The organism is Chryseobacterium sp. MDT2-18 (genome assembly GCF_030815285.1).
Taxonomy (GTDB): Bacteria; Bacteroidota; Bacteroidia; order Flavobacteriales; family Weeksellaceae; genus Kaistella; species Kaistella salivictor.
Genome location: NZ_JAUSWQ010000001.1, coordinates 80,666 through 106,883 on the forward strand (window position 1 = coordinate 80,666; position 26,218 = coordinate 106,883).

Annotated in this window: 21 protein-coding genes; 3 read left to right on the plus strand and 18 right to left on the minus strand. The window is 38.9% G+C overall.

Annotation, left to right across the window (positions count from 1 at the left end; translation table 11 throughout):
* Window positions 1–11: 11 nt before the first annotated feature.
* The 7 genes from QF004_RS00400 to QF004_RS00430 all read right to left on the minus strand — a co-directional run bounded on the left by QF004_RS00400 (window position 12) and on the right by QF004_RS00430 (window position 11,673).
* Window positions 12–683, minus strand: coding sequence for an AcvB/VirJ family lysyl-phosphatidylglycerol hydrolase (locus QF004_RS00400; protein WP_307421756.1), 672 nt, complete (start codon window positions 681–683; stop codon window positions 12–14).
* A complete protein-coding gene (locus tag QF004_RS00405) occupies window positions 680–3,271 on the minus strand; it encodes a phosphatidylglycerol lysyltransferase domain-containing protein (protein WP_307421758.1) in 2,592 nt (863 codons plus the stop codon). The genes QF004_RS00400 and QF004_RS00405 overlap by 4 nt, the downstream gene beginning before the upstream one ends.
* Before the next feature lie 207 nt (window positions 3,272–3,478).
* On the minus strand, window positions 3,479–4,708 hold the full coding sequence (locus QF004_RS00410; protein ID WP_307421760.1) for an ABC transporter permease: 1,230 nt from the start codon (window positions 4,706–4,708) through the stop codon (window positions 3,479–3,481).
* A 3-nt stretch (window positions 4,709–4,711) separates the two neighbouring features.
* Complete coding sequence (locus tag QF004_RS00415; RefSeq protein ID WP_307421762.1) at window positions 4,712–5,461, minus strand: ABC transporter ATP-binding protein; 750 nt, start codon at window positions 5,459–5,461, stop codon at window positions 4,712–4,714.
* A gap of 11 nt (window positions 5,462–5,472) precedes the next feature.
* Window positions 5,473–6,720, minus strand: coding sequence for an efflux RND transporter periplasmic adaptor subunit (locus QF004_RS00420; RefSeq protein WP_307421763.1), 1,248 nt, complete (start codon window positions 6,718–6,720; stop codon window positions 5,473–5,475).
* Window positions 6,721–6,730: 10 nt separating this feature from the next.
* Window positions 6,731–8,041: a TolC family protein gene (locus tag QF004_RS00425; RefSeq protein ID WP_307421765.1), complete on the minus strand. Its 1,311-nt coding sequence runs from the start codon at window positions 8,039–8,041 to the stop codon at window positions 6,731–6,733.
* Window positions 8,042–8,190: 149 nt separating this feature from the next.
* Window positions 8,191–11,673, minus strand: coding sequence for a polysaccharide deacetylase family protein (locus QF004_RS00430; RefSeq protein WP_307421767.1), 3,483 nt, complete (start codon window positions 11,671–11,673; stop codon window positions 8,191–8,193).
* A gap of 370 nt (window positions 11,674–12,043) precedes the next feature.
* Between QF004_RS00430 and QF004_RS00435 the strand changes: the two genes are divergently transcribed.
* The gene (locus tag QF004_RS00435; RefSeq protein WP_133440383.1) at window positions 12,044–12,355 is read left to right on the plus strand and encodes a hypothetical protein; all 312 of its coding nucleotides are present in this window, start codon (window positions 12,044–12,046) and stop codon (window positions 12,353–12,355) included.
* 252 nt (window positions 12,356–12,607) lie between these two features.
* Here QF004_RS00435 and QF004_RS00440 read toward each other — a convergent pair whose 3' ends face one another.
* The 4 genes from QF004_RS00440 to QF004_RS00455 all read right to left on the minus strand — a co-directional run bounded on the left by QF004_RS00440 (window position 12,608) and on the right by QF004_RS00455 (window position 14,851).
* The gene (locus QF004_RS00440; protein WP_307421770.1) at window positions 12,608–13,075 is read right to left on the minus strand and encodes a cupredoxin family copper-binding protein; all 468 of its coding nucleotides are present in this window, start codon (window positions 13,073–13,075) and stop codon (window positions 12,608–12,610) included.
* 7 nt (window positions 13,076–13,082) lie between these two features.
* Entirely contained in the window at window positions 13,083–13,628 is a 546-nt protein-coding gene (locus QF004_RS00445; RefSeq protein ID WP_307421773.1) for a DUF4142 domain-containing protein, read from the minus strand.
* Between the two features lie 474 nt (window positions 13,629–14,102).
* Entirely contained in the window at window positions 14,103–14,414 is a 312-nt protein-coding gene (locus QF004_RS00450) for a hypothetical protein (RefSeq protein ID WP_307421775.1), read from the minus strand.
* A gap of 140 nt (window positions 14,415–14,554) precedes the next feature.
* Window positions 14,555–14,851 (minus strand): 4a-hydroxytetrahydrobiopterin dehydratase, encoded by a 297-nt coding sequence (locus tag QF004_RS00455; RefSeq protein ID WP_307422164.1) that lies wholly within the window; start codon window positions 14,849–14,851, stop codon window positions 14,555–14,557.
* A 268-nt stretch (window positions 14,852–15,119) separates the two neighbouring features.
* Here QF004_RS00455 and QF004_RS13950 point away from each other — a divergent pair, with 268 nt between their 5' ends.
* Entirely contained in the window at window positions 15,120–15,302 is a 183-nt protein-coding gene (locus tag QF004_RS13950; protein ID WP_133440388.1) for a PLDc N-terminal domain-containing protein, read from the plus strand.
* 122 nt (window positions 15,303–15,424) lie between these two features.
* On the opposite strand, the gene QF004_RS00460 is transcribed toward QF004_RS13950, so the two are convergent.
* From QF004_RS00460 to QF004_RS00480, 5 genes are all read right to left on the minus strand, one after another.
* Window positions 15,425–16,081, minus strand: a complete 657-nt coding sequence (locus tag QF004_RS00460; RefSeq protein WP_307421776.1) for a hypothetical protein — start codon at window positions 16,079–16,081, stop codon at window positions 15,425–15,427.
* 698 nt (window positions 16,082–16,779) lie between these two features.
* Window positions 16,780–17,523 carry a substrate-binding domain-containing protein gene (locus tag QF004_RS00465; RefSeq protein WP_307421778.1) on the minus strand — a complete coding sequence of 248 codons (744 nt, stop codon included), beginning with the start codon at window positions 17,521–17,523 and terminating at the stop codon, window positions 16,780–16,782.
* A 282-nt stretch (window positions 17,524–17,805) separates the two neighbouring features.
* Complete coding sequence (locus QF004_RS00470; RefSeq protein WP_307421780.1) at window positions 17,806–18,627, minus strand: GLPGLI family protein; 822 nt, start codon at window positions 18,625–18,627, stop codon at window positions 17,806–17,808.
* A gap of 247 nt (window positions 18,628–18,874) precedes the next feature.
* Complete coding sequence (locus tag QF004_RS00475; protein WP_307421782.1) at window positions 18,875–19,969, minus strand: AI-2E family transporter; 1,095 nt, start codon at window positions 19,967–19,969, stop codon at window positions 18,875–18,877.
* A 79-nt stretch (window positions 19,970–20,048) separates the two neighbouring features.
* Entirely contained in the window at window positions 20,049–22,715 is a 2,667-nt protein-coding gene (locus tag QF004_RS00480) for a cation-translocating P-type ATPase (RefSeq protein WP_307421784.1), read from the minus strand.
* Between the two features lie 574 nt (window positions 22,716–23,289).
* Here QF004_RS00480 and QF004_RS00485 point away from each other — a divergent pair.
* Window positions 23,290–23,421: a hypothetical protein gene (locus QF004_RS00485; RefSeq protein ID WP_307421785.1), complete on the plus strand. Its 132-nt coding sequence runs from the start codon at window positions 23,290–23,292 to the stop codon at window positions 23,419–23,421.
* Window positions 23,422–23,736: 315 nt separating this feature from the next.
* Here the strand turns inward: QF004_RS00485 and QF004_RS00490 are convergent, their stop codons facing one another.
* Window positions 23,737–24,144 (minus strand): hypothetical protein, encoded by a 408-nt coding sequence (locus tag QF004_RS00490; RefSeq protein WP_307421786.1) that lies wholly within the window; start codon window positions 24,142–24,144, stop codon window positions 23,737–23,739.
* A gap of 253 nt (window positions 24,145–24,397) precedes the next feature.
* A complete protein-coding gene (locus QF004_RS00495; protein ID WP_307421788.1) occupies window positions 24,398–26,185 on the minus strand; it encodes an acyl-CoA dehydrogenase family protein in 1,788 nt (595 codons plus the stop codon).
* Window positions 26,186–26,218: the final 33 nt, after the last annotated feature.

A 26,218-nucleotide genomic window follows, 5' to 3' on the forward strand; every position in this document is an offset into this window, starting at 1 on the left:
GGTTTTGGTATCTAAAAATATTTGATAATAGCATCTGCCAGCATTTTGGTATTGCCGCCAAAGTGATGGTCGCCGGGAAGGTGTAGAAATTGGTAATTCTTTAGCGTTATTTCATTTTTAGGGAAATATGCTCTCTCCAGGTCGCTTACTACTAAAGTGAAAGGCACATTTTTCAGCTGATTGATTTCATTGACCACGCTGAATCCATGTTGCATATGGCCGGTGACATATTCTTCAAGATGAATTTCAAAATCATTGACTTTAGAGGGGCCGATGATAATTAAATCCTGAATGTTTTTCTGAAAATCACGGTCGAAACGGTTATAGATAAACGGAGCTACATCTGCGCCGTAGGAATAGCCAATGATGATGATCTTTTTATTGGTCCGGTCTTTTATGGCTTGTTTCAGATAATTTTCGGTGTCTTTCGAAGCTCTTGAAGGCGTCTTTTTGGTCCAGAAATATTTTTTGGTATTCAGCGCAAAAACATCGTAACCATTTCGGTGAAGTTCCTGCGAAAACGTTTTCGAAAAAGTATTGAATCCCGCGTCACCGCTGATATAGAAGACAATCGGCTTATCACTTTTGCTGTTCCATTCAAATACGGGAAAACTGGAGCTGTTTTGGCAGGAAAATAAAACCAACAGCGAAAAGACAGTAAGGATTTTTGCTAAATTTTTCATTTGGGTTTTGTGATTTTATTTAAAGCAGCCGGTATTTGCAGTAAATCAAAATCGCTGCCATAAATCAAATATTTATTTTCCCATTGATCGGCATATTTTTCCTTGAAATCGCGCAGGCTCTGATAATGTTTGAAACTTCCGATCCGGTTATAAACAAACTTCAGGATTTCCTCTGCCGTATTATCGGGTTGTTTCATTCCAGCCAAAGGCGTTAGGCCAAGGTTGATGTACATCAGTTTTTTAGATTTGGCATATTCTGTTAATTTTACAATCATCGCATCCATACTTCCGTTAGGAGCGGTGGTTGTTTTGCGGATCAGATCATAGGTGCATTCTTCGGGTGCGAAATCCGGAATAATATTAAGAAAGGCTTCGATTTTTCCCGCTTCATTTTTAATGACGATTAAATCCTGTTTTTCGATTTCAGCGCGGTCGAACATTCCCTGCGAAAATACCATTTCTTCCTTGTCGAATTCCTTAAGCCATTCATCTGAAATACTTTGAATTTCATTGAGAATTTCTTCACTTTGCGGGCAGTGAAGAAATTCTGAGGTGTAGCCTTTTTTGGTTAAAGAATTAAGGCCGTTTCTTAATGATTTTCGGTCTTTTCCTTCCAGTCTGAAGGTTTCGGTATTCATAATCGCTTCCTGACCAATAAACAGTTGCTGTTTTTTTAAAGGTTTAAAGAGGTATAAACTTTGTTCATCAATTCTATAATAAACGGATTTTAAACCGTTCTTTGTACAGAAATCTTCAAATTCCTGTATCATTTTTTCTTTATTTTCTTCGGTACAAACCGGCTCTTCGAGTACGAAAGCAAACGGGTTTGCAGCGCTGTATGAAACAAAACCTTCAACCTCATCAGAAAAGTAGAACTGCTTTTCTTTTGCTGTTTTAAAGAAATCCAGGGATGAAGTTCCATACATCTGTACCAGATTTTGTGCTTCCTCAACATCGCTGAAACTTTCTTTGTCGCTGACCAGTCTCCGAACATTAAAGACAGAAAAAAAGAGGAGCAGCCAGGAAATGATGCCGAGAAAATAATTAATGTATTCAAAATCTCTGGCAAATCCGGTTCTCGGACTCAGTCCTGTATCCTTAAAAAGCAGAAAACTGTTCAGCGTGTAATAAAGAGATTCCTCCCAGGTGAAATCTACCCCGAAATGCTGTTTGTCAATAAAGTAAAAGCTCAGAAAATTAAACACGATCACGGCAGCAAAAAGTCCTAAAAACCAGGAAAAACCGAGTCTTAAATATTTTCTGTTCGTCTTTAAAACATATTCTTTTCTGCTGATGATCAGCATAAATATAATAACCAGAGCGACAATCGATTCTTCATAATCGAGAGCTTTGAAGATGTTTCCAAAAAAGGAAATAATGGCCAGGGCGAGTGCAAAATACCAGCCCCGTTTTAAACCCCGAAAAAGATAAGCAGAAGTAACCACCAAAAGGATTCCTGCGATTAACGTCAATATTTTAGAAAAATGCATTAATTCGGCAGGAAGATACATTTTCCCGATTTTCAAACGCTCTGCAAGTGGTGGAGTAATCACCGAAATAATATTGATCAGTCCCAATACAAAGATGGCAAGGGCAGGAAGAATTCTGGCCACTATTTTTCTGCCTTTCCAAACGAATGCAAAAAGACCCAGTAACAAAGGCAGCCAAAACTCGAAAACCCTGTACAGTAAGGTGATTCCTAAACCCTGACTGTGAGAAAAGCCGAAGTTTGCCAAAATGTAAATCAAAGTAAATTCTACAGCGCCCAAACCCCTTAAAAATGGAGAAACCAACATCAGCAAAACTGAAATCGTATAACCTACCGCTGCTGCAGAAAACGAACCGGTTGCGCCAAAAGCAAACATGGCGATCAGCAAATGAAATATCCCGCAAAATTCAATTAAAATGGAAATGAAGATGGTTACAATAAAGTGTTTTGTATAGATTTCGCCGCCGAAAATTTCATCAATACTACTGATTTTTTTGGGGAAACGCTTTTTTAGAAACTGATAGAATATCCCTTTTGTACGCAGTGAATTGACCAGCCAAAAAACGGAACCGATAAAAATCCCCACTGCAATTAACCAGAATCCGGATTCCCCGAAATCTTTATTGACCACCGCAGCATATCCTACCACCGGAATACCGACCACAAAAACGGTAAGTATTCCTACAAATCCATAAACAGCACTGGCTTTATGAATGCTGTTTTTATCAAAGTTTTGCCGTTTCATCTGTCGCGGCGTATAAGCAAGAGAACTGATTCCGCCTGCCGGAAGGAAAACACTCAGGAAGTTTCTTTTTAAAAATAATTCTATGGCATCAGCAAGTTTCAACCGCACGCCAACCGCGCGGAAACTGGTAACGTACATCAGCGCTTGCAGAAGAACGTAGATGAAGGTAAGAAACACTCCGGCCAGAATCCACAGCGGTTTTGCATGTTGAATCTGAGGAATGATCGCGGCCATTTCTTTTCTTTCGCTTCTGAAAAATACAAAAGCAAGAAAAAGAATCAGAACAGCAAGGAGCTCCTGCCAACGAATTTTTGAAATTATTTTAGGGAAAGGTATTTTCTTGAGTTTAGTCATGAGCTGTGTTTTCGGTTCGGCTTTTTAATTTAGTCATACAGCTGATTGCCGTAATTACTGCGACAAAAATGATCCATATTCTATTTGTAAAAATAATCTTTATCGTTTCGCTTTGAAAAAGTTTTCTCATTAAAAAAGGTCAAAAATATTGCGGCCAAAAACGGTATTCGTAATATCAAAATAGTGCTCTAGATGATTCAGGACTTTTTATTCGTATCTCAAAGCTTCGATCGGATCCATTTTTGAGGCTTTCAATGCAGGATAATACCCGAAGAATACGCCCGTTATGGCACAGACAAAAAAGGAAAGGATAATAGAGGATTCGGTGATAAAAGTAGGCCAGCCCAGAAATGCAGTCACCATTTTCGTGACAGAAATTCCCAGCATTACGCCGATGACGCCGCCCGTCACGCTGATCATAATGGCTTCGATGAGAAACTGAAATAAAATATCTTTACCGCGCGCACCAATGGACATCCGCAAACCAATTTCTTTGGTTCTTTCTGTTACGGAAACGTACATAATGTTCATAATCCCGATTCCGCCGACCAAAAGCGAGATTCCTGCAATTGCGGATAACAGAACGGTTAAGAGCTGGCTTGTAGAACTCATGGTTGCAATCAGTTCGGCCTGTGTTCTCACCGAAAAGTCATCATTACTTCCGTCAGCAGAAAGATGGTGTTGTTTCCGGAGAATCTGTGAAATCTCATCAGATGCTTGTGAAGAAGTGCTTTCGCTGGTCGAAGAGGCATAAATGGTCTGAACATAATCAATTCCCAAAAATCTGCGCTGCACCGTATTGAAAGGCGCTATGATAATATCGTCCTGATCCTGGCCAAAAGTATTGGCACCTTTGGTTTCCAGCACACCGATAATGGTCATCGGAATTTTATTAAACCGAATCACTTTCCCGATAGGATCGTCCCCACCTGGAAATAAATTGGATAATATGGTTTGGCCAATTAAACAAACTTTATTAGAAGCCACAACATCTTTAGCAGTGAAAAAAGCACCTTCTGACAGATTCCAGTCGCGGATTTTAAAATAATCTGCATTCACGCCCTGAAGTTGGGTAGGCCAGTTATTGGATCCGTTAATCGACTGCCCGTTCGTTTGTACTGCCGGAGAAACGTAGGAAACATCTGGAGCTCCCTTTATTATGGCTTCTATATCGGTCGTTTTTAAACTTTGCAATCCTGATGCACCGATTCTCGCACCACCGGAAACATTCACGTTACTGGTAGGCCGGATGTTGATCATGTTGGATCCCATGGAAGAAAGCTGACTGCTGATGCTTCTTTTGGAACCTTCACCAATCGCGGTCATCGCAATTACAGAAGCTACACCGATGATAATTCCGAGCATGGTCAGAAAAGCCCGAAGTTTATTTCGAAGAATGGCTTTCCAGGCAATTTTAAATAAATTTGAAAGTTTCATCTTTTACGTTTTATCATCCATTTCTACCGGCAGACTGTTCAGTGCTTCTTTTGCATTTTTAATATTTTCATTTTTCAGATCTTTAATCACTTTTCCGTCTTTCAAAGTAATCGTTCTTGAACTGAATACCGCAATATCAGGTTCATGCGTAACGAAGACGATGGTTTTCCCCTGTTGGTTAAGTTCCTGTATCAAAGTCAAAATTTCATAGGACGTTCTGGTATCCAGATTTCCGGTGGCTTCATCGGCTAAAATCATTACAGGTTGGTTCACTAAAGCTCTGGCAATGGCAACCCGCTGTTGCTGCCCACCCGACATCTGGTTCGGAAGATAATGGATCCGGTCTGATAATTTTACGGTTTCCAGGGATTTTACAGAACGCTCATATCTTTCCTGACTGGATATTTTTGGATTGTACAGAAGCGGAAGTTCCACGTTTTGCAATGCTGAAGTTCTGGCCAGTAAATTGTAAGATTGAAAAACAAAACCTATTTTTTCGTTTCTTAAGCGGGCGAGCTGGTCTTTGTCTAAATTTTTCACATTCACGCCATCCAGAAAATAATCTCCTTCCGTAGGTTTATCCAGACAGCCTAAAATATTGAGCATCGTAGTTTTTCCCGAACCGCTGTGGCCCATGATGGTTACAAATTCACCTTCTTCTATGCTGAAACTTACGCCCCGTAAAGCATGAACGGTTTCTTCACCCATTTCAAAATCTCTTTTAACATCGATAATTTCTAATGTTTTTGCCATTTTATTATAGTTTATCTTGGTCCGCCACCACTGCCAGGTCTGTTGCCTCCGGATCGTTGTGGCAAAAACGGACTTTTGGCGGCACTGCCTGATTTTTTGGTCAATGTTTTATAACCGGTAATAACATTATCGTTTAAACTTAAACCTGAAATAACCTGCAAATCGGTATCATTAGAGGTTCCTGTTTTAATTTTTTTCATAGTAAGAGACTGATCGGCGGCTAAAACCCACACTGTTGCTTCCTCTTTAGACTTATTTTTATTGGCCGCAGGTTTCTGACCATTCCATTGTTTTTTCTTTACTGAAGGGTACGGAGTATTAATTTTATAATTTTTTGCTACTAAAGAATCTGGTTTAAAGGTAATCGCCTGTACCGGGATCTTCATTACTTTCGGCACATCGCTCGTAATTACAGCAATATTCGCCGTCATTCCTGGTTTTAATTTTAGTTCAGAATTTTCGGTATTGATGATCGTTATGTAATTGACCACATTGGCGGAAACGGTTGGATGTAAACGGATTTCGACAATTTTTCCTTTAAAATTAAGATCCGGAAAAGCATCTACGGTAAACGTTACATTCTGTCCGGTTTTTACATTTCCTATATCCGCTTCATCAATGGAGGCACGCACCTGCATTTTTGTTAAATCCTTCGCAATGCTGAATAATGTTGGCGTACTGAAACTCGCTGCCACGGTTTGGCCTTCGCTCACATTTCTGGATAAGATCGTGCCGTCAATCGGGGAGTAAATTTTGGTATATGATAAATTGGTGTTCGCCGCAGACAACTGAGCAGTAATGGCAGATATTTGTGCCTTTGCCGCATTATATTGGTTGAGTGCAGACTGAAAATCTGCTTTGCTGATCGCACCTACCTTGTACAACGCTGCCTGGCGGTTGTAAGCCGTTTGATTGAAAACCAGATTGCTTTTGGCGCTGGCCAGAGTTCCCGCAATTTGTAGAGACTGATCCCGCAATAGAGAAGGATCTAAAGTCGCTAAAAGCTGCCCTTTTTTAACTTGAGAATTAAAATCAACATAAATTTTATTGATGGTTCCCGAAACCTGAGTTCCGACAGCGACCGTATCGACAGGTTGAATCGTTCCTGTCGCAGTGATCGTTTCTGTAATATCGCCAATGATAGGTTTCACAGTGTTGAGCTGGATTTTCACTGCTTCACTTTTTTTGAAATAGTACCAAAAACCAATTCCTAAAAGTAAAAAAAGGATTCCCCCAAGCAGCCATTTTTTATTTTTCATTATAAGTGTTTTATAAATTAATTTGCTGTCCCATATAAAATTCATAAATCTGCTTATTGAAAACTGCGGTATATTTTGCCTGCAAATAATTTTGCAGTGCCTGAATATAAATCAGTTTTTGTTGCTGCAGCTGAACATAATCGATGGCACCTAACTTCATTTGCGCGTTTACTATCGCGTAAGTCTGTTCATTGATACGCATTTGTTTTTCTGCAGATTCGTATTGTGAAAGCGAATTCTGAAGGTTGATATAGGCTTGTTCAATCTGTTGGTTCAGTATGGTTTTGGTATTTTCCAAAGCTAACTGAGCCTGTTGAATTTCAATTTTAGATTTTTCTACAGCCGTTTTATATATGCGGTTGTTGTAAATGGGAATTCCCAGACTTAAGCCCACTGGCAGGTAAAACTGATTTGCCAGCTGGCTGAAATAACTTCCGTTTCCCTGAGAATAACCTGTTGAAATATTTCCGGAAATGCTCAGCGTAGGTTTAATGAACGATTTTGCCATTTTCAGTAAAAGTGCTGAGTTTTCGATATTGAGTTCGCCATACTTCACTTCCGGTCGTTGGTTTTGGGCAATACTTTGAACAATTTCCAGAGGTTTAACATCATTGCTTACAATGATCTCCAGAGGAGGAGAGATCTGGAAATTGTACGAAGTCGGCAACTGCAGCAGCTGCTTTAAATTGACCAGATCAGTTCTCAGATTATTTTGGGCGGCGATTAAATTGTATTCGTCCTGCGAATGTTGCGACTGAAGCTGCAGGAAATTCAATTTAGAAATGCTTCCTGCGTTATATAGTTGTGTTCCCTGTTTTAACTGAATCTTCGTCGTCGTTAATAGATTTTGCAGAGCTACTATATTTTCCTGAGCCATCAAAATATTTAAAAACGCCTGGGTGACGCTCAGTGTAATATTATTTTCACTTTCCTGCACCGATAAATCTGCCAACTGTGTTGACAGGTCTTTTGAAATAACATTGTTTTTAAGGTAATTGTCGTGGTACAGCGTCATCGAAGAACTGGCTCCAATGCTTTGGGTATTCAGTCCCTGGATGTGTAGACCATCATTTCCATTCACCGCGAAAAGTCCCTGGGAAACGTTGCCGTTCAGATTCGGGTATTTGGCTGCTTTTGCCTGTAATAAATCCTGATTTGCAGCGCTTTTGGAAAGACGCAGGGAGGAGATTGAAATATTATTATTCTTAGCGTAAATGATACAGTTTTCTAAAGTCCATACTTCAGGATAATTTAAATTTTGACCATCAACAGGAAGATAAACGATATTGAGAAATATCAAAATAATAATTCTTGGTTTCATGGTCTTTCATTTAAGATTTTTCAACAGAAAATATTAATCCAAAGAACAGTGGTGAATCTACTTTAACATGAAATTAACCACCTTTTAAAAAAAACTTAAACCAAAGTTACATTTTTAGTATCAACTTTTCAATATTTATAATCAATATGTTACGCTGTTTTTACATTCCCGGTTCTTTTCAAAACACCCCAGTTTTGAATTTCTCCCTTCACTGCTTTTCTAACGGATTTGAACAGGATGTAATACATCAATTGGCGGTAAACCAACCGTTGGGGAATCATCCAGATCAGTTTGCTGAATTTTTCCTTTTCGAAAGCAAAAGCCAGAGCTGCTCCTACGATATCTACCAGAGAGAAGATAATGTAGTACAGAATAATATGGGTAGGATCTGCAACGATCAATCCAAATCCCGATAATATTAAACTTACTACCAACAGCAAATCTGCCAACGGAGCCAGAAATGGCAATAAAAGCTGATACAGTAATATGTTGGGCAAAGCCACCTTTCCAAAGTTTTTATACTGTTTTCTGAAAATAGCATCGCGGTGTTTCCAGAAACTCTGCAGAATCCCAAAACTCCACCGGAAACGCTGTTTCAGAAACTGACTCATGGTTTCAGGCGCTTCGGTATAGGAAATGGCATTGTTGCAGTTTTCAACGAGATAGCCCAACTTGTGCAACCGCATGGTTAAGTCGCAATCTTCAGCTAAAGTATCGGTGGTAAATCCGCCGGCTTCCAGGACTGCTTTTCTGCGGAATCCGCCCAGTGCTCCGGGAACTACGGTAATACAATTTAATAATGAAAATGCACGGCGGTCAAAATTCTGAGAAGTGATATACTCAATACTTTGCCATTTGGTAATCATATTAATTTCATTTCCCACCTTTACATTTCCGGCCACTGCACCGACTTCGAGAGGTTTTCCTTCCAGATAAAAAGTCATCATCAGTTGAGAAACGGCATCGGTTTTCAACTGAGTATCGGCATCGATACACACTACGAATTCGGCATCGGTTTCTGCTATTCCAAAATTTAATGCAGAGGCTTTTCCTCCGTTGGGTTTGGTAAAAACTTTTACCTTTGGATTTCCTTCGAAAGCCTTTACTACATTTTCAAAAGTTTGATCTTTGCTGCCATCATCTACAAAAACAATATTGATATTGGGATAATCCTGGTTGAGTAATGATTCTACAGTTCGTATAGCATTTACCTCTTCATTATAGGCCGGTACGATGATGCTGGCTTTTGGATAATCTGGCATTCCCGTGAATTCCGATAATAGTTTTTTCTCTTTTTTAGTTTGGAGATAAGCTAAAATTGCCATTAAAATCATTCTTGAAATCGATAGAATAATGCCGATTAAAAACAGGGCGTAAATCATCTGACCGATCCAGTAACTTGCTGAGGCAAAAAAGAAATTGAGGTCATTTTTCCAGCTTCTTTTTATGGGCGGCATCAATTCGGATTCGGGCACATTCATCAAATCTGCAACGGTAGTAAATTTACATCCTTTGCTTTTGAAATATTTAATAATTCTTGGGAGCGCATCTACGGTGGGCTGTCGGGTATCGCCGCCAGCGTCGTGCAGCAGAATAATACTTGCATTATTTAGATTAGCAAAACGGATGGTTCTGTTCACAATAGAATCGGCATTCATCTTAGGATCCCAGTCATTGGGATCTATACTTTCTCCGATGGCGATATAATTGTCTTTTTTACTTTGGGCCAAAGGTTCCAGTTCTTCATACGTCTGTGGTTCGGAATCGGCATTATAAGGTGCCCGAAATAAAACCGTAGATTTTCCGGTAATGCATTCGATGAGCGCCCGGGTAGTTTTCAGTTCCAGTGCCGCTCTTTGGGGAGACATTTTGGCAAGATTTCCGTGAGTGAAAGTGTGGTTTCCTATTTCAAAACCGTTGTGCTTGATTCTTTGAACCAGAGGAATATTGGCCTCAGCATTTTCTCCAATCAAAAAAAAGGTAGCCGGGACTTTCTCCCGCTCCAGAATATCCAGTATTTTAGGGGTGAATTCTGCACTGGGACCATCATCGAATGTTAAAATAATTTTATGACCCGGGCCGATTTTAGTGCTGTCCTCTGCGAATTTCTCATATAAAAACCCGGAAGGAAGCTGGGAATATTGCTCTTCGGCAATCAGGTTTTCATTTTTATCGATGTCTATTTTTGTACGGCCCTGTTGCGGAGAAAACAGGATATTGATGATTTCGCCACTGCCGATGGAGGTGGGTTTTGAATTGAAATTTGGCGGAATTAGTTCTAAGACAGAATAATTAAAAGGATTTTTTTGCAAACTTTCAGAACTTAAATCCCTCGGGTAAAAAGACCATATTCTGGGATCTTCACTGCCTAATCTCCATATTGCTGTTCCCGCATTCCGGGAGTCATCAGAAAATCTAAGGATGTTAAAAGTGGTCGCTGCATCGGTAAACCAGACACTGTTTTTAGAGGCAGGTTCATCGCTGCTTCCGGAGAAATTATAAGCATAATGAAGGTTGTAGGAATTGTTATCAAAAGCAATAGCGGATCTGGAAATTTTTGCCCGGTCAATCGCCTGTCCATAAGTAATGTCTTCTGTCCGGGTTCCGTTTTCATCGGTAATCCACTGTCGTCCGTAAGCCCCCAGACCAAGAATCAATTTTTCTGAAGGAACATCCTTTGCAATCTGGTCGATTTGTTTTTCAATCCATTTCTGGTCGCTGATGGGACCTGCCTGCGAGTTGTCATTGAACTGATCGTACGCCATCACGATAAAATAATCGGTATAATCCTTTAAATATTTACTGCTATAGTCGTTATTATCCGGCATAATATCGATGGAGACGATGAGACCGTTTTTTTTGAACTGGGTATACAGATTTTTCATGAAAGCGTTAAGATGCTCATCAGAATTTTCTTTCAGTTCCTCGAAATCGATGTTGATGCCATGAAGTTGATTGGCTTTCAAAGTGGCTATAATTTGGGCAATCAGTTGGTTTTGGATTCTTTGGTCGTGCAGTACAGTATGCAGCAGTTCTCCACTAAAATTCCCCTGTTTCCCGGGTACAGAAATAAAATTGTTGAGGATCGGCTGAATGCTTAATCCATAATGTTTCATTACAGAAAGCGCCTCTTTGTCGATGCGGGAATCCAACTGAAATGTTTTGGGATTGATGAAAAACCATTCTGGATAGATGGTGTTCAGTCTGCTTCCATTGGCCCGCAGATCCGAGAGAGAAGTAGGCGACCATGGAACGTAAAATGCCGCCCGGATCAATTTGGTATTGATTGTTCGGGCTGCTGTTTTTTCATCCATAATTTTTTTCTGCAGGAAATCTTTAAAACCTTTAAATTTTTTGTTCAGAGGCGTCGCTAAAGTAAATTTATTGTCAGGATTGATCTTGGATTCAAACAGTTTTCCGACGGAATTCAGTTGCGGCATCGATGGATTTTTTCCCCTTAATACAGCGATCATTACAACCACAGTAATGAATAAAAGAACAGTCAGCAAGATGCGTAAAGTCCATTGGGTAGCTTTGTACCGTTTGCCGCTGTTGGTTTGAAATACCTGTCTTGATTTCTCCGCCATCTTCTTGTAAATTATAATCAAAGATAAATAAGTATTGAAATTCATCTCTTTTTTTTACCTTAAAATTTAGTTAAAATTGAAAGAGATGATTTTTGAATTCCAGATTTTTATTTCAGGGATAATGAGCATTTAATTTTAATGATAATTTCGTTTAAGGTGTAGCCACAATACAAATATTTTTTTTCTGTACTTTTGTTAAGTTTGACGACTTCACCAACGTGTTCTTATTTTTTTTAAGGAGTTGTTGAATATTCTGTTTGCGCCTAAAAAAGGGAGAAAACAGCTTGTTTGTAAATGTAATCTTTGTCTCGATCGCAACGAAATTAAAAATATTAATGATGTTTAAAAACGGACATGCATTTTTCGTTTTAATTAATTTCGTTTTTGCTAATTTTACAGTGTTCAAAATCTCATCATGAATTTATCTCCTGAAGGCCAAAAACTCTTTAATAAACTGACTTCTGAAATGTTAGAAGATGGTTTTGTGAAGATCAGCGAGCATACTTTTTATAAAAAAATAGGAAGTATCACTATTTCGTTGGGAGACCGCGCGCTAAATATTATGCATCAGGAAAAATGTTACGGCATTATTCCGGAGCGTGAATTCCTGAAACTGGCCAATGGTTTTGAACCCATTCTTTTTCAGCTGAAATATCTGCTGGCTTTTTCCATGAGACAGGATATGAACAGGATTGTTAATTTTCTTTCAACGTGTTTTTGGAATTGAAGCCGATTTTCTTCCAGACCTTTCTTAAAAGGAAAATAAATATCTTACCACCTTTTTTTAGTTCGTGCATCAATATCACTATTCGTCTTCAATAAAAATCAAAAACCAATTTCATTAAAATTGGTTTTTGTTATAAAATCTGATATGGGTATTTTTAAAGATTCCAGAAATTATGAAAAGTCCTTGAATGTTGAGATTTTTTTATTGATTTTAAGCTAATCTTCGGTTTTTGCAATACCTGTAAAAAGGTTCTTACTTTACAATAATTTTACCCTTCATCACCAGATGTACGGTGCAGTAATAATCTGAAGTCTTTTCGGGAGTGAACGTCCAGGACTGGCCGGTCTGTAACATCGGAGAAGCCCATGCGTTATGTATTTCTGTGGCATTGTGGGCCACGACATCTTTGTTGGTGAATGTTACCTGATCTCCTTTTTTAACGGTTATCGTTGCCGGATTAAATTTCATGTTTTCTATGGTCACCACATGAGCAGATGCAGGATTGCTGTCTGCTGTATTCGTGTTCATATTCGCTGCGGCAGAATCCATTTTGGGAGCCGGTGCTGACGTTGGGCTTCCGCTTTTTTCGGTACTCATGGAATTATCATTTACCGCAGGTATCGTATCTTTGGATCCCGGGTTGCAACTGATTATATTTAGTAAACAAACGATTGCAACGAAAGAAGATCCTGTTCTGAAAATATTCTTTTTCGAAATCATTTTTCATTTATTTGAATTTTTTCTGAATCATTTTTGCATGCTCAAGGTGCGTTTTAAAAATAGGCACTGCTTTTTCAAGCAAAGCTTTTAGTTCTGCGTTTTTAGACTGGGGTATCAGGATGGTTTCTACTGCTTTGATAGTGGATTCATGATAGGAAACCTCGTTGTCTACATATGCTTTATCAAAAGCTCTCCCATTTTTTGCATTTAAGATTGCTTTTTCTTTCGCTGCCGTTTCTAATAAAGATTTTGTGACGGCATTCGTTTTGGGAGTCACTTTTAATTTCGTCACAAGATCTACAGCCATTTTAATCACAGCATTATGGTCTCTTTTCATCGTAGCAGCAAAGTTTGTAATGTCTTTATTATGAGACTTTTTCAGTGCTATCGTAGCATAATCTACGTCAATTTGATTTGCCGTTACCGCTACAGAGGCAATTTCGGGGTCGGTAAGCTGCGGTGTTTTCTGTTCCTGTGCAGAAACATGAGTGGAAAATAACAATACAGACAAAAGCATTGTTCCGGACAAAGCCAGGCTTTTTAGAGTTTTCATTTTTTCATGATTTAAGTTAATATATGATTCGATATTAAATTCAAATGATCCTTCAGGTTACATTTAAAAATAATTTCTTATTATTTTAAACTTGGATTATTTTTTCAAGAAAACTTATACGAAGTTACAATGTTTCGCATAGTAAACCAAGTTAATTTTGAAAAAATATTTAATTGGTAATAGTGAAAATATAAAAAGGGCGAAATTGTAAATTGTTGATTTTCAAAGATAAAAGAAAATAAAGTGTGCGGGATAGGCAGATTTAGAGGGAACCTTAGAATATCAAAACAGGTAATAAATTTCCTTTTTTTAGAAAAAGAGAGGTGGTTTTAGACCGGAAGCAAAACCTAGAAATTGTTGAAAGTTGAAGCGAAACCTATTTTATTGTAATTTCCGAATGTTTAGGTGGTGATAATTTACAGACTGCTGGGCAAGCAAAGAAATTGATTAATCAGGGCAAAGAGGAATAAAAATTTACTTTTTAACTGCTTTTTCATTTTCTGAAACCGCATTTAAAATTTTGTAAGGTTGATCATTTCTTGCTTTTCCTTTTAGTGCCGAATAGGTTGAGCTGTCTTTAGGTTTTGCATTAGGCATTTTGATAACGGGAAGTGACCGCTTATTTTTTGAAAGAAAAGACAGGCTATCGGATGTAGAATTGTTTTTAAATTTCAAAATATTTAAAGAGTCTGCCTTTTGATTGGGTATGGTTTTATAGGGCATTTTCTGTGCATAGGAGAAGAATGAAATCAGAATACCCAATATACTAAATATATTTTGCTGCATCGATTTAAATTTTATTAAAAGTAATCATTTTCTTTAAAACAATATTCACCTGAATCCACAAAAATTATACTGTGGAAAATTACCATTATTCAATCTAAAGGCAATAATAATTCTCATTGCAAATAGAAGATACCAGAAATTTACGCCATTATCTTGTCAATCGCTTTGGCCAGTTTGTGGTCTTTTTCGGTAATAATATCTCCTGCGTCGTGCGTGCATAAACTGATGTTTACTTTATTGTATTCGTTGGACCAGTCGGGATGATGCTGCATACTCTCTGCAGCCAAGGCCACTCTGGTCATAAAAGCAAATGCTTCGGAAAAATCTTTAAACTTAAAAGTCTGCTGCAGTTTTCCATCGGTTTCTTTCCACATGATGTGATGTTTTAGTTGATTAATATACCTTTTTCTGAATGCAAAAATGCCTCCAATTTGCAGTAATCCAGATTTTTATAATTGACGCACTGCAAACTTTTATAATGGATTGAATTTTTGCACGGGCAAAGCCGACGAACTTTACGCACCGGATTAAATATTAAATTCTTCAGCAGATATCATAAATATTACCAAAAAAGCTTTAATTTTGAGTATTAATAATAAGAAAAAATTAAAAAAGTGAGAAAAAGATCTTAAAATAGTTGGATTTAAAAAAGAGCTTCTCAATCCTTCTGTTTTTTAACAAAAAAGGAGAAGACAAAAATTCACCATGAGCACTCAAGTCTATTATTCCCTGTTTCTGATTCTGTTTCTTGTAGTTTTTATCATCAGCATTATAGCAATTCTGAAAAACCCTTCTTATTCGAAGTCGGCAAAATTACTGTGGATTGCTGTTTGCCTTTTCATGCCGTTTTTGGGATCGCTTATCTATTACTTTTATAGAAAAGGCTGATTAAGCTACTTTCCTGTTTTTAATAATCATACGATAACGAATCTGTTGGCGGGGATTTCTAATCAAATCCGTGCTTAGACCGGTGTGGCCCGATACCAAAGACTGGCAATCCGCTGGCGTTCCTATTTATTACGGTCTGCCGTAACCACCACTCCCTGCAAAAAACCTGCTCCCGAGATCATAAGCAAATCCGTAAATCCCTTTTTGTGGCGAAACCCTTTTTTAAGACTGAACGGAGTACCCTTTTCAACTTCGGGTAAACCATGCTTATAGCGCCGGAACTTTCGTGTCTCAAAATTGATCTGAAGTTCTGTGATTGCAAAATCGGCGTCCTTAGCAAAGAAAAGAGAGAGACAAAGATTCCCTTGTCTGTAAACCGCATTCAGTAGTTGGGGAAAATTCTTCTGCACCTTCTGGAAGTGGAAATTTGCCAGCGCAGCTTGACCCTCTGCCGTTGTGAGCCCGCCCTGCACGGTACGCGATCCAATAGGAGCACCGTCGCAGGATTTCAGGCGCAACATGAGTTTCGAAACCCGCTGATAAAGGTATCTGTCGTGTAATTGGCTGCATTCTTCAGCTAAAGCGACACGCAGCATTTTTCCCGCAGAAGAGGCCTTTCCGAATTCGGTATTTTGCAGTGCAACGCTTTTTTGCGCCTCTGTTTTAGGGCCTTTCTTTTTCGAAGGAGCTTTGCGTATCACCTGCTGCCCGTTAAGCTCATAAAATACATAATCACCTACTTTTCCACTGATCTCAAATAAAGAATGTACTTTTCCCATGATCGTGTTTTTACTAAGAATCATTTCAAATTTATAAAAAAATAAGAAGATTGAAGAGGTTGCTCCTTAAAATGTTGAAAACCCACAGGAATGCCGGGAGTGCAGAATTTCTGTACATTCTTCTCAATGACCTTCAGTAAAGCATATTATTTTGGGGTTACCGCTATCCACTTTCTGGACTTTATACCGTGGGAAAAATCCTTTTTTTTATAATGACGGTATCCCTTTGAGATTGGACAAAGTATTTATTTTAATGAGTTTAATCCTGTCAGTTTATTTCATTGAAATATTTTTATTATCTTTACAATCTACTGATAAGCAGTGTCTTAACTTTACTGTTTTTAATTTGAAAGGTCCTTATTTCATCCGTTAATTCTTTCTAATCCCTTTATCGATGGTAATCTTCTGAGGTTAACCCGTAGTTGTTCCGTACTTTCGGCATAGACTCTTCTGGGTCTGTCCTGCCATTGTCCTGCCTTCTTCGTATGACCTTCGGAAAAAAGGACGTTATATGGAACGAAGGAGGAAGGATTGTGGAGCAAAGACCGAACAAAAGGGGAGTGTGGGTTTATAGATAAATGAGGGGCTTCGTGGTAATGATGATAATTGAGGTATAGTAGCTCAAAGGCTTTGCCAGAGGATGAAATTTGGGAGCGTCCGTTGTGGCGGTTAAACTTTAGGGAAAACCCAATAGGAACTTATTCCCATCCCCATTTTTTAAAAATGCTGTGACCTTCTGTGGAACGCATAAAATCGATGAACTGCACCGCCATTGTTCTTTGTCTGGAAATGGTTGTGAGCGCAATGGGCGTTCCGCGATAGACATTTTTAAATTTTGGAATTTTCACTACCTGCGTAAAGTCTTGTAACAGATAATGCCACGATTCATAATTGATCCAGGCGTCATAGGTCGGGTCCGCTTTCCAGGCTGCAATTCCGAGTGCCGTATTGGCAAAAGAATTTTTGATGTTTTTTTGTATTCCTTCAATCGCGTTTTGCTTTCCCGCAAGATCTTCCCACAATCCCAATTGTCCGGCACCATTTACATCCAAAACCGCAATACCGTTTTTGGTAAGATCTTTCAGTGATCTTATATTTTTAGGGTTTCCCGGTTTTACAAGGATAGCTGCGCCTCTTTTGTACAGTTCCTGTCTGGTTGTAGGATCGACAAGATCAGGATGTTTCATGGCAAAAGAAGTCAGCATATATTCGGCGCCGCCGTAGATGAGGTCTGCATTTTGTTTTGCCTGCGCGATCCAATGGTCTTCCGGACCGGCAACTACCTTTACAGAAAGTTGATGTTTCTTACCGAAAATCTGGGCAGATTCATTGATGGGAGCAAAAGGACCGCCCGGACCATACACATATAAGGTGTCCATCTGGGCTAGAAATAAAGTAGGAAAGGAGATGAGAAAAGCAGCGGTATAGAACAGTTTATACATTTTATAATAGATTTTTAATTAAAATTTTATATTTAAGCATCAATGCTGTCGCTGAATCAAAGATATGGTTAAATTGCTTTACCAACATGTATTTGCAGCCGTATTGCCGTGACTATCCTGACTTATTTAACAGCAGGTTCAGATCATTACGTGAAAAAGGATGATCGGAAATACAATTTGCTGATTATCCGATTAAGATACTTCGAAAACAAGTGACTTTTGAAAATGTAAAAATCAAAAGGAGTGAAATATTTATGACTCAAAGTCGATTAGCTGTAATTTTTATATTTCGATTGGATTGTTGTAATAATTGTTTTTTTCAATTTCCTTCTTTTCACGTTCTAAAATATCTTTTAACATTTCCCCTGAAAGATCTGGAAATGATTCTTTTACATTTCCCATCGGATGTTCTTTAAACTGTTGCTCCATTTTTAGAAATTTATTCTTTTCTATTTTAGTTGTGGGAAAGGCTTGCAGTTCAAAATAATTTTTTTCATACAATTGAGAATCATGGTAATTTTTTATTCCGTAAACTTCCCAGTCGAAGTTTTTTTCCGAATCGTAAAGTTTCAAAATTAACCCGGGTAACCCAAAAAATTTGTAAGGTCCAAAACTGGAATGATAATCTGATGCAAACCATGCTGTCCATTTTCTTCCGCCAAAATTTGTATATGCTTTTTGACACGGAATATTTAGAATATCCATTTTATCGTTTTCAAGATTCCATTTCAGATTTAGGTTTTCCTGATAACTTGCAGAAATTTGATTTCCTAAAATATCTGTGAATTGTAAGGATTTTTCCTTTATGTTGGTTTCAATGATGTATTGGTTGATAATGGATTTGGTAAAATTTTGATCGTTGTGTGAAAATTCTCCACTTTTGTTTTTATATTCTAAAGAAACAGAAATTAATGAATCCCGCTGGAGTTGCTTATAGGACTGAAATGATGATCTTTCATTATTAAAAAGAAGAACTTGCAATTCAGTTTGTTTTAAAGTATCAGTTTTATTTGGTTTATACGTAAACTGATAATAAACTCTGGTTGTTTGCGAAAACAGAAAGTTCACAGAGAATAAAAGCAGAAAAGGGATAATGTTTTTCATTGGGCGAATGCTTTTATAAAATTAAAACTTTATTTATAGGTATGGGGTCAAGTCATATAAAGCCACCCATTTGGGCGTATTGTATGATAATAATGATCGATTACTGCTTCGCTAAAATAGGAAAAATTTTCTATGAATCTTTTCGGTATCCGCAGATTTTGTCCGCAGGTGATGAGCGAGATTATTGGGGCTTAATGCAAGAGACTTTGTCAGCGGGATGAAGATGATAATGGCAATAGACTGCCATTTAAAGGGCAGTAGGGTCTTCATCTGTTGATGCTTCTTGCAAAATATCCGTTTTGGGTGTGAGCTTAATATTTTCGCTTTGGCCTGTTTCCATTTTAAAAATTTTATAGAGAATACCCGGTAAGGAAAGTAGCACCGGTCCAAAAACCAGACCCATCATTCCAAAAAGTTTAAGACCTAACAAAACCCCGAAGACGGTAATCAGAGGATGGATATCTGCCATTTTTTTAAGTACGGTAAACCTTAAAATATTATCAATAGAACCCACAAATATCAGACAGTACAGTCCCAGAAACAATCCGTTGTGAATATCGCCGGTTGCCAACTGATATATACAGATGGGAATCCAGATAAACATGGTGCCGATTACCGGTAATATAGAGGCCGCTCCGGTAAGTAACCCCCAAAAAATAGCGTTGTTTACATCAAAAATAAAATAACCAATAATCGCAACCACTGCCTGCGCAAAAGCGATGATAGGAATACCATACGCATTGGATGTGATGAGTCCTGCATTTTCTTTTATAAAATAATTTTTACTCCGCTCCGATAAGGGCAGCATTTCCCTAAAATCAGCTTCCATGCTTCTGGTGTTCAACAGCATATAGTACAGTATGAAAAGAGCTACGAAAATATTAGCGAAAATTTGACCCACTGCATTGAGGGTGGAAGGAATGACAGAGATCGCTTTATTAATGAGCTGTACGATCTGCTCATGTGTAACTTTAAAATCAAAGCGCTGCAGAAATTCATTATTTTCAAGAAAGACCTGTATCGACTGAAATTTTTCTATAATGGTATTCCGATCATTTATCAGCTCATTTATTTGGGGCACCAAAATATCAATTAAGATCCAGAGGGGAATGCCAAAGCTGATGATGAGCAGGGTGAAAATAAAAGTAACCGCTAGATTGCTGTTCCACTTTTTCTGATCGACCAGTTTACGGTATAATTTACGTGTTAGAAAATAAAAGGTAATAGCGGCAAAAAGACCCGACACAAAATATTGCAAAACAAAAACATCAACCGCTAATATTACAAGCGCCAGCACGATAAGTGTTTGCTGAATTGTTGTTTTTTGAAAGACATTTTTCACCACTTTTTATTTATTAATCAAATATACATAAATGAAGTTGCAAATCTTACCTGTTGGGATCTGAGATGAAATGATGGACTTAGTTTTTTTTCAGTGTAAATATTTTAGAAATTTCTAAGACAATAAATGGTATTATACCGAGTGATAAAGCGACTATCCAACCTTTTGCGTCTGGGATGTGGAGCTTGAACGCAGTACGTAAAACAGGAATAAATAACAATATCAGCTGCAGGAATATTCCTAAAAGAAGTGTACTGTTTAAAAATTTGTTGCCAAGAATATTAAATTGATAAAAAGGTTTTTTACTGTTTCGCAAACCGAACGAATAGAAGAGTTGGGCAAATACCAAAACCAGGAATGTTAAAGTTCGTGAATTTTTAAGTACCTCTTCCGGAATGTTTTTATCAAAAGGGGAGTATCCCATTTCATAAAATCCATACCAGAACGCGAAAATGGTTATCGCCCCAATCAAAAGTCCACCTAAAAATACCTGAATTCCGGCACCATTAGAAAAGAAATTATCATTGAATTTTCTGGGTTTATCGTTCATTACGTCAGAATCACCCGCATCCATTCCAAGAGCAATTGCAGGAAGCGAATCCGTTAATAAATTAATCCATAAAAGCTGTGTAGCCATTAAGGGGGCAGGCCATCCTAAAGAAAGCGGGATAAACATGGCGAGGACTTCACCCAGGTTACAGGTCAACAGAAACAGGACCGATTTTTTAATGTTATTAAAAATGTTTCTTCCCTGTTCAATGGCAACCACGATGGTAGTAAAATTATCGTCGGTGAGAATCATGTCTGCCGCGTTTTTTGCTACATCGGTTCCCGTAATACCCATAGCGACGCCGATGTCTGCAATCTGAAGCGACGGACCGTCATTAACACCGTCACCCGTCATGGAAACGACATTTCCGTTGGCCTGAAACGCCTGAACGATTTTTACTTTATGCTGTGGTGAAACCCTTGCAAATACCCGGTAGTTTCCAACTTTCTGCTGTAGTTCCTCATCACTTAATTCATCCAGTTCGGGACCTGTCAACACCTGATCCATATTATCGGCAACTTCAAGATTTTTCGCGATGGCTAAAGCCGTATTTTTGTGATCTCCTGTAATCATAACGGTTTTTATACCCGCCTGTTTTGCCAATTTAACCGCCGGTTTTACTTCTTCACGCGCCGGATCGATCATTCCCACCAAACCGATTAAAACCAAATCTTTTTCCATTTGATCACGTGGAGTGCTCACTTCAGCAGATTTATAGGCGAGAGCGAGTGTTCGTAACGCATTGTCCGACATTTTTCTGGCCGCATGCCGAAAGTTTTTAATATCCTCCGGGGTGATGTTTCTTATTTCATCTTTATCATACACCTTCGTTACCCGTTTTAATAAATTGTCTAAGGCACCTTTCGTATAAACCGTAACCTCATTTCCTGATTTGATCAAAACCGACATCATTTTTCGGCTGCTTTCAAAAGGGTTCTCAGCAATCCGTTCATTTTTTTTTATTAATCCTGTTCTGTCAAGACCGATCTGATCGCCCAGAATGAGCAGCGCAATTTCTGTCGGGTCACCAGTGGCCTCATCATTTTCCAAGGTTGCATCTGAACATAGAATCATCCCTTCAGATAATTTTCGGTGGGAATCAGAAACAGTATTTTTTTTAAGTAAATCCAACAGGACTAAACCGTCTGCGGTATAGAGTTCGGTTACGGTCATTTTATTAAGCGTAAATGTTCCTGTTTTATCCGAGCAGATGATATTCACGGAACCTAAAGTTTCCACCGCCGGCAGTTTACGGATAATCGCATTTTTTTTAGACATGGCGGTAACACCAATGGAAAGTACCACCGCTACAATTGCGGCCAAACCTTCGGGAATAGAAGCAACCGCCAGCGAAACGGATATCAGGAACATTTCGGCCGGATCCCGTCCCTGAAACCAGGAAATCCCAAAGATGACGATACAGATTCCTACCGCAATTTTCCCCAGAGTTTTCCCTAGATCGCTTAATTTTTTTTCCAACGGAGTCTTCATCTGAAAATCGTTATCAAGAAGATCAGCAATTTTCCCGACTTCGGTATTCATTCCTGTCTCTACTACGATTCCACTGCCACGACCTGCCGTAACCACCGTTGACATAAAAGCCATATTCTCCCGGTCAGCGATTGGTAAATTGGGATCTGTAAAAGTGGCGGCCGCATTTTTAAGTACAGGAACCGCTTCACCGGTGAGTGACGATTCTTCAATCTGTAAATTCACCGTTTCCAGCAAACGCAAATCTGCCGGGATAATCCGACCGGCATCTAAAATAATAAGATCACCGGGAACAAGTTCTGCACTGTCGATTTCTTTCGTTTGTCCATTTCTCTTTACTAAAGCTTTGGGAGATGACATTTTCAAAAGCGCCTCAATGGCTTTGCCTGCCTTAACTTCCTGATAAGTTCCAATGGCGGCATTGAGGAGAATAACCAACATGATAATGCCGGAATCAATATATTCCCCCATGAAAACAGTGATGATTACCGCCGCAAAAAGAATATAGATAAGCCAGTCTTTTAATTGCGAAAGGAAAACTTTATAGACTGGTTTTTTCGTCTTCGCTTTTAATGCATTTGGCCCGAAAAGTTCTTTCCTTTTCAGAGCTTCCGCTTCCGACAGGCCATTGTCTGAATCCAGGGAAAGTTTATTTAAAGTTTCCGGGACAGACTGGGTGAACCACTGTTGTATTTCTTTAGACATGCGGAGAACTATATTTAGAAAATAGGTAGATGCAAATTACTGATTTTAAGGGACATTGCAACGGGAAATTTCAAAAAATAAATTTGATCAGCGCACGAGGCTAAATACCTTACTGCAGAAAAAAAACGCTGATAATAATGAATTTAATGAAACTGAAAAAGTAGTGAGGTACATTTATAGTACGGCAAAGCATGTGTGATTTGCAGAATTATTGGGGCGCAAGACCGGATCATCCGGTTATAGATACTACGAAAACAAATGAATTTTGGAAGTATAATAATTATGAGGAGTGAGAGTATTGTGGCTCAAAGTCGGAGGCTTTGCGCAGCGGGAGGATTACTGGAAATAGAATTGGCAGATTGTCCGATTATAGAGACCACTGAAACAAGTGAGTTTTAGAAATATAATAATGATGAGGGGTGAGATTGTGGTGGCTCAAAGTCGGAGACTTTGCGCAGCGAGGGGCAAGCAATTACGTTACTGGAAAAGGATTACTGGAAATAGAATTGGCAGATCATCCGGTTATAGATACTACGAAAACAAGTGAATTTTGGAAGTATAATAATTATGATGAGTGAGAGTATTATGGCTCAAAGTCGGAGACTTTGCGCAGCGGGGAATTGCAGATAACGGTTTGGCGCTTGGCGCAGTGGCGGATTTCGGAGCACAAAACTGTCAATACACCACAAAAGTTGATGCGAGGTAAAATGTTCAATTAACCACGTCACCCGCCATTGAGCCAAACGCCTGTTATAGCCAGTGCTTCTTTCAATCGTCATTGTGTTTGTCGTCTTTTAAGTGTTACAAAAAGTCCGTGAGCAAAGCCAATTATTACTTGTCCTATCATAAATAGAATTCCAAGTCCAAGTTGCCCAAGTCCATATTCATCGTGTCCTGTCAATAGCTTGATTCATCGTGGAATAGTTAACCACAAATGTCATGTATGCAATTAGTACCAATGTGTGAATAATATGTCGCAAGTAGTAGCAATGGAGAGGCTAAAAGCAATATGAGAAATACGTTATACATGTATTTTGCTGGTCTGTCTATTGATAGATTTATTAAGGTTTAAGAGTTGGTCGATAAGAATTTTATTTGTCACCCAAAGCAGTCCGCCAAGAACGTAAGCGCCAATTTTCCAGTTTTCACCTGGATAGATAATGGAGTCGTAAAAAGTCTTTTCAATAACTACTTGCTCAAATGTCCACAGAATGAAATTCACAATAAAACTTAAAGCTGTCCAGCCAAACTTGTAGTTTGTTGTCAGGTAGTAAAAAGTGATTTGCAAAACGAATATTGTCACGTAGATAACTGTTATAAAATGCCAACCAATGTCAGGAAGCACAGTAAGCGTCCCTTCGACAATTGGTATTGTCAAAAGTGCCAGTCCAAGTCCGAGTAAGTATTGTATGGATGTCTTTTTTAGCATTGGCTATAACTTGTTTATATGTATGACCCAATCATACAAAGCCGCCCAAATCTGGCCGTATAGGTATGGTTATCATCATCCATTGTTGCTTCGCTAAAATAGGAATAATTTCCTATAAATCATCAAAAAGGACTTTTTATTTGTTGTAAATTCAATACTTCAGATTTAAAATTCATTATTGATTTTCTTTAATTAAAAATAAAAAAGAACGCCCCGATTTCTCAGAGCGTTCAAACCACATATCAAACTATTGCTAGTAAGATCCTTTTTCCACGAAATGAGCAGCTACTTTTTCGGTAAGTGCGACCACATTTGGCATATTGGTGTATTTGGTAAATCTTCTTAAACCGGAAAGCATCATGCGCTGTTCGTCGCCTTCTGCAAAGGAGACGATTCCTTCTTTCGCTGCGGTGGTAATGGCTTCCACGGCTTTGTAAAGGTTGAGTCTCGCCATTGCTGCCTGAACAGAATCGGTGTCGAAATGTTTTTCTGCTCTTAAAACTGCAGATTCTGCCATATAGATCTGGTTCAGAATTTCAGAGGCATTCAATAATAAATGTTGTTGTTTCTCAATATCCATCATGTATTTCTGAAGCGCGGCTCCGGCAACCATTAAGAATACTTTCTTCAGGTTGTGAAGGATCGCTCTTTCTTCAGACATATATTCTGAATAATACGGAACTTCAAATGAGGGAATTCCCATCAGTTCTTTTCCGATGGCCATGGCTGGTTTCAACAGATCCAGTTCGCCTTTCATGGTTTTCTTGATCAGCATTCCTACGGCTAACAAGCGGTTGATTTCGTTGGTCCCTTCGTAGATTCTGCCTATTCTGGAATCTCTCCAGGCGGCTTCCATTGGAGCGTCTTCCGAGAATCCCATGCCGCCGTAAATCTGGATTCCTTCATCGGCGATGTGTTGCGTTAAATCGGAAACGTACACTTTCAAAATTGAACATTCAACCGCATATTCTGCCAAAGCATTCATTTCTGCGTTTTCGGGTGACATTCCGCCAGTAACCAATTCTTCAATTTTATCTTCTACATTTTTTGCTGCTCTGTACGCGCCGGATTCAGAAACAAATATTCCTGTTGACATTTCTGCAATCTTCTTACGGATCGCCCCGAAAGTTGAAATAGAAACACCGAACTGTTTTCTTTCGTTCGCATAATTAATGGCAAGCGAGGTGATTCTTCTTTGTCCGTCTACGTTTGCAGCTGCTAATTTGATACGGCCGGCGTTCAATGCATTTAATGCGATTTTGAAACCGTTGTTTCTTTCGCCTAAAAGATTTCCAACCGGAATCTTCATATCATTAAAGAAAACCTGACGGGTAGAAGAGGAGCGGATCCCCAATTTGTGCTCTTCTTCACCGAAAGTCATGCTGTTTGGATCTTCCAGTTCTGAACGGTTGATCACGAAACCGGTGATGTTTTTATCATCTTCAATCCGTGCAAACAGAGTGAAAGTATCGGCAAAACCCGCATTGGAAATCCACATTTTCTGTCCGTTGATGATGTAATGTTTTCCGTCTTCGGACAGGACTGCTCGTGTTTTTCCGGAGTTGGCATCGGAACCTGCATCGGGTTCGGTCAGGCAATAGGCTCCGAATTTTTCACCCGTTGCTAAAGCGGGAAGGTATTTTTGTTTTTGCTCTTCCGTTCCGTAAAGAAGGATAGGAAGGGTTCCGATTCCGGTATGTGCGCCGTACGCTGTAGCGAGAGAACCATTGGCGCCGGAAACAACGTCACACGCCAGCATGGTGCTCACGAAGCCCATTCCAAGGCCGCCGTAAGACTCGGGAACTGCGATTCCCAGCGTTCCCAGTTCGCCCAGTTTGCGCATTGTTGCTTCTGTCAAAGCATAATCTTTCTGCTCAAAACGTTCTCTGTTTGGAATGACTTCTCTTTCCATAAATTCATGAAGGGATTCACGAAGCATTTTTTGTTCGTCGTTCAGTTCTTCAAGACTGAATAATTCTGCTGCAGGAATATCTTTGATGATGAATTCGCCGCCTTTTAATGTTGTTTTTGTATCGCTCATTGTTTTGTTTTTTTTAGAGATAATAGATGATAG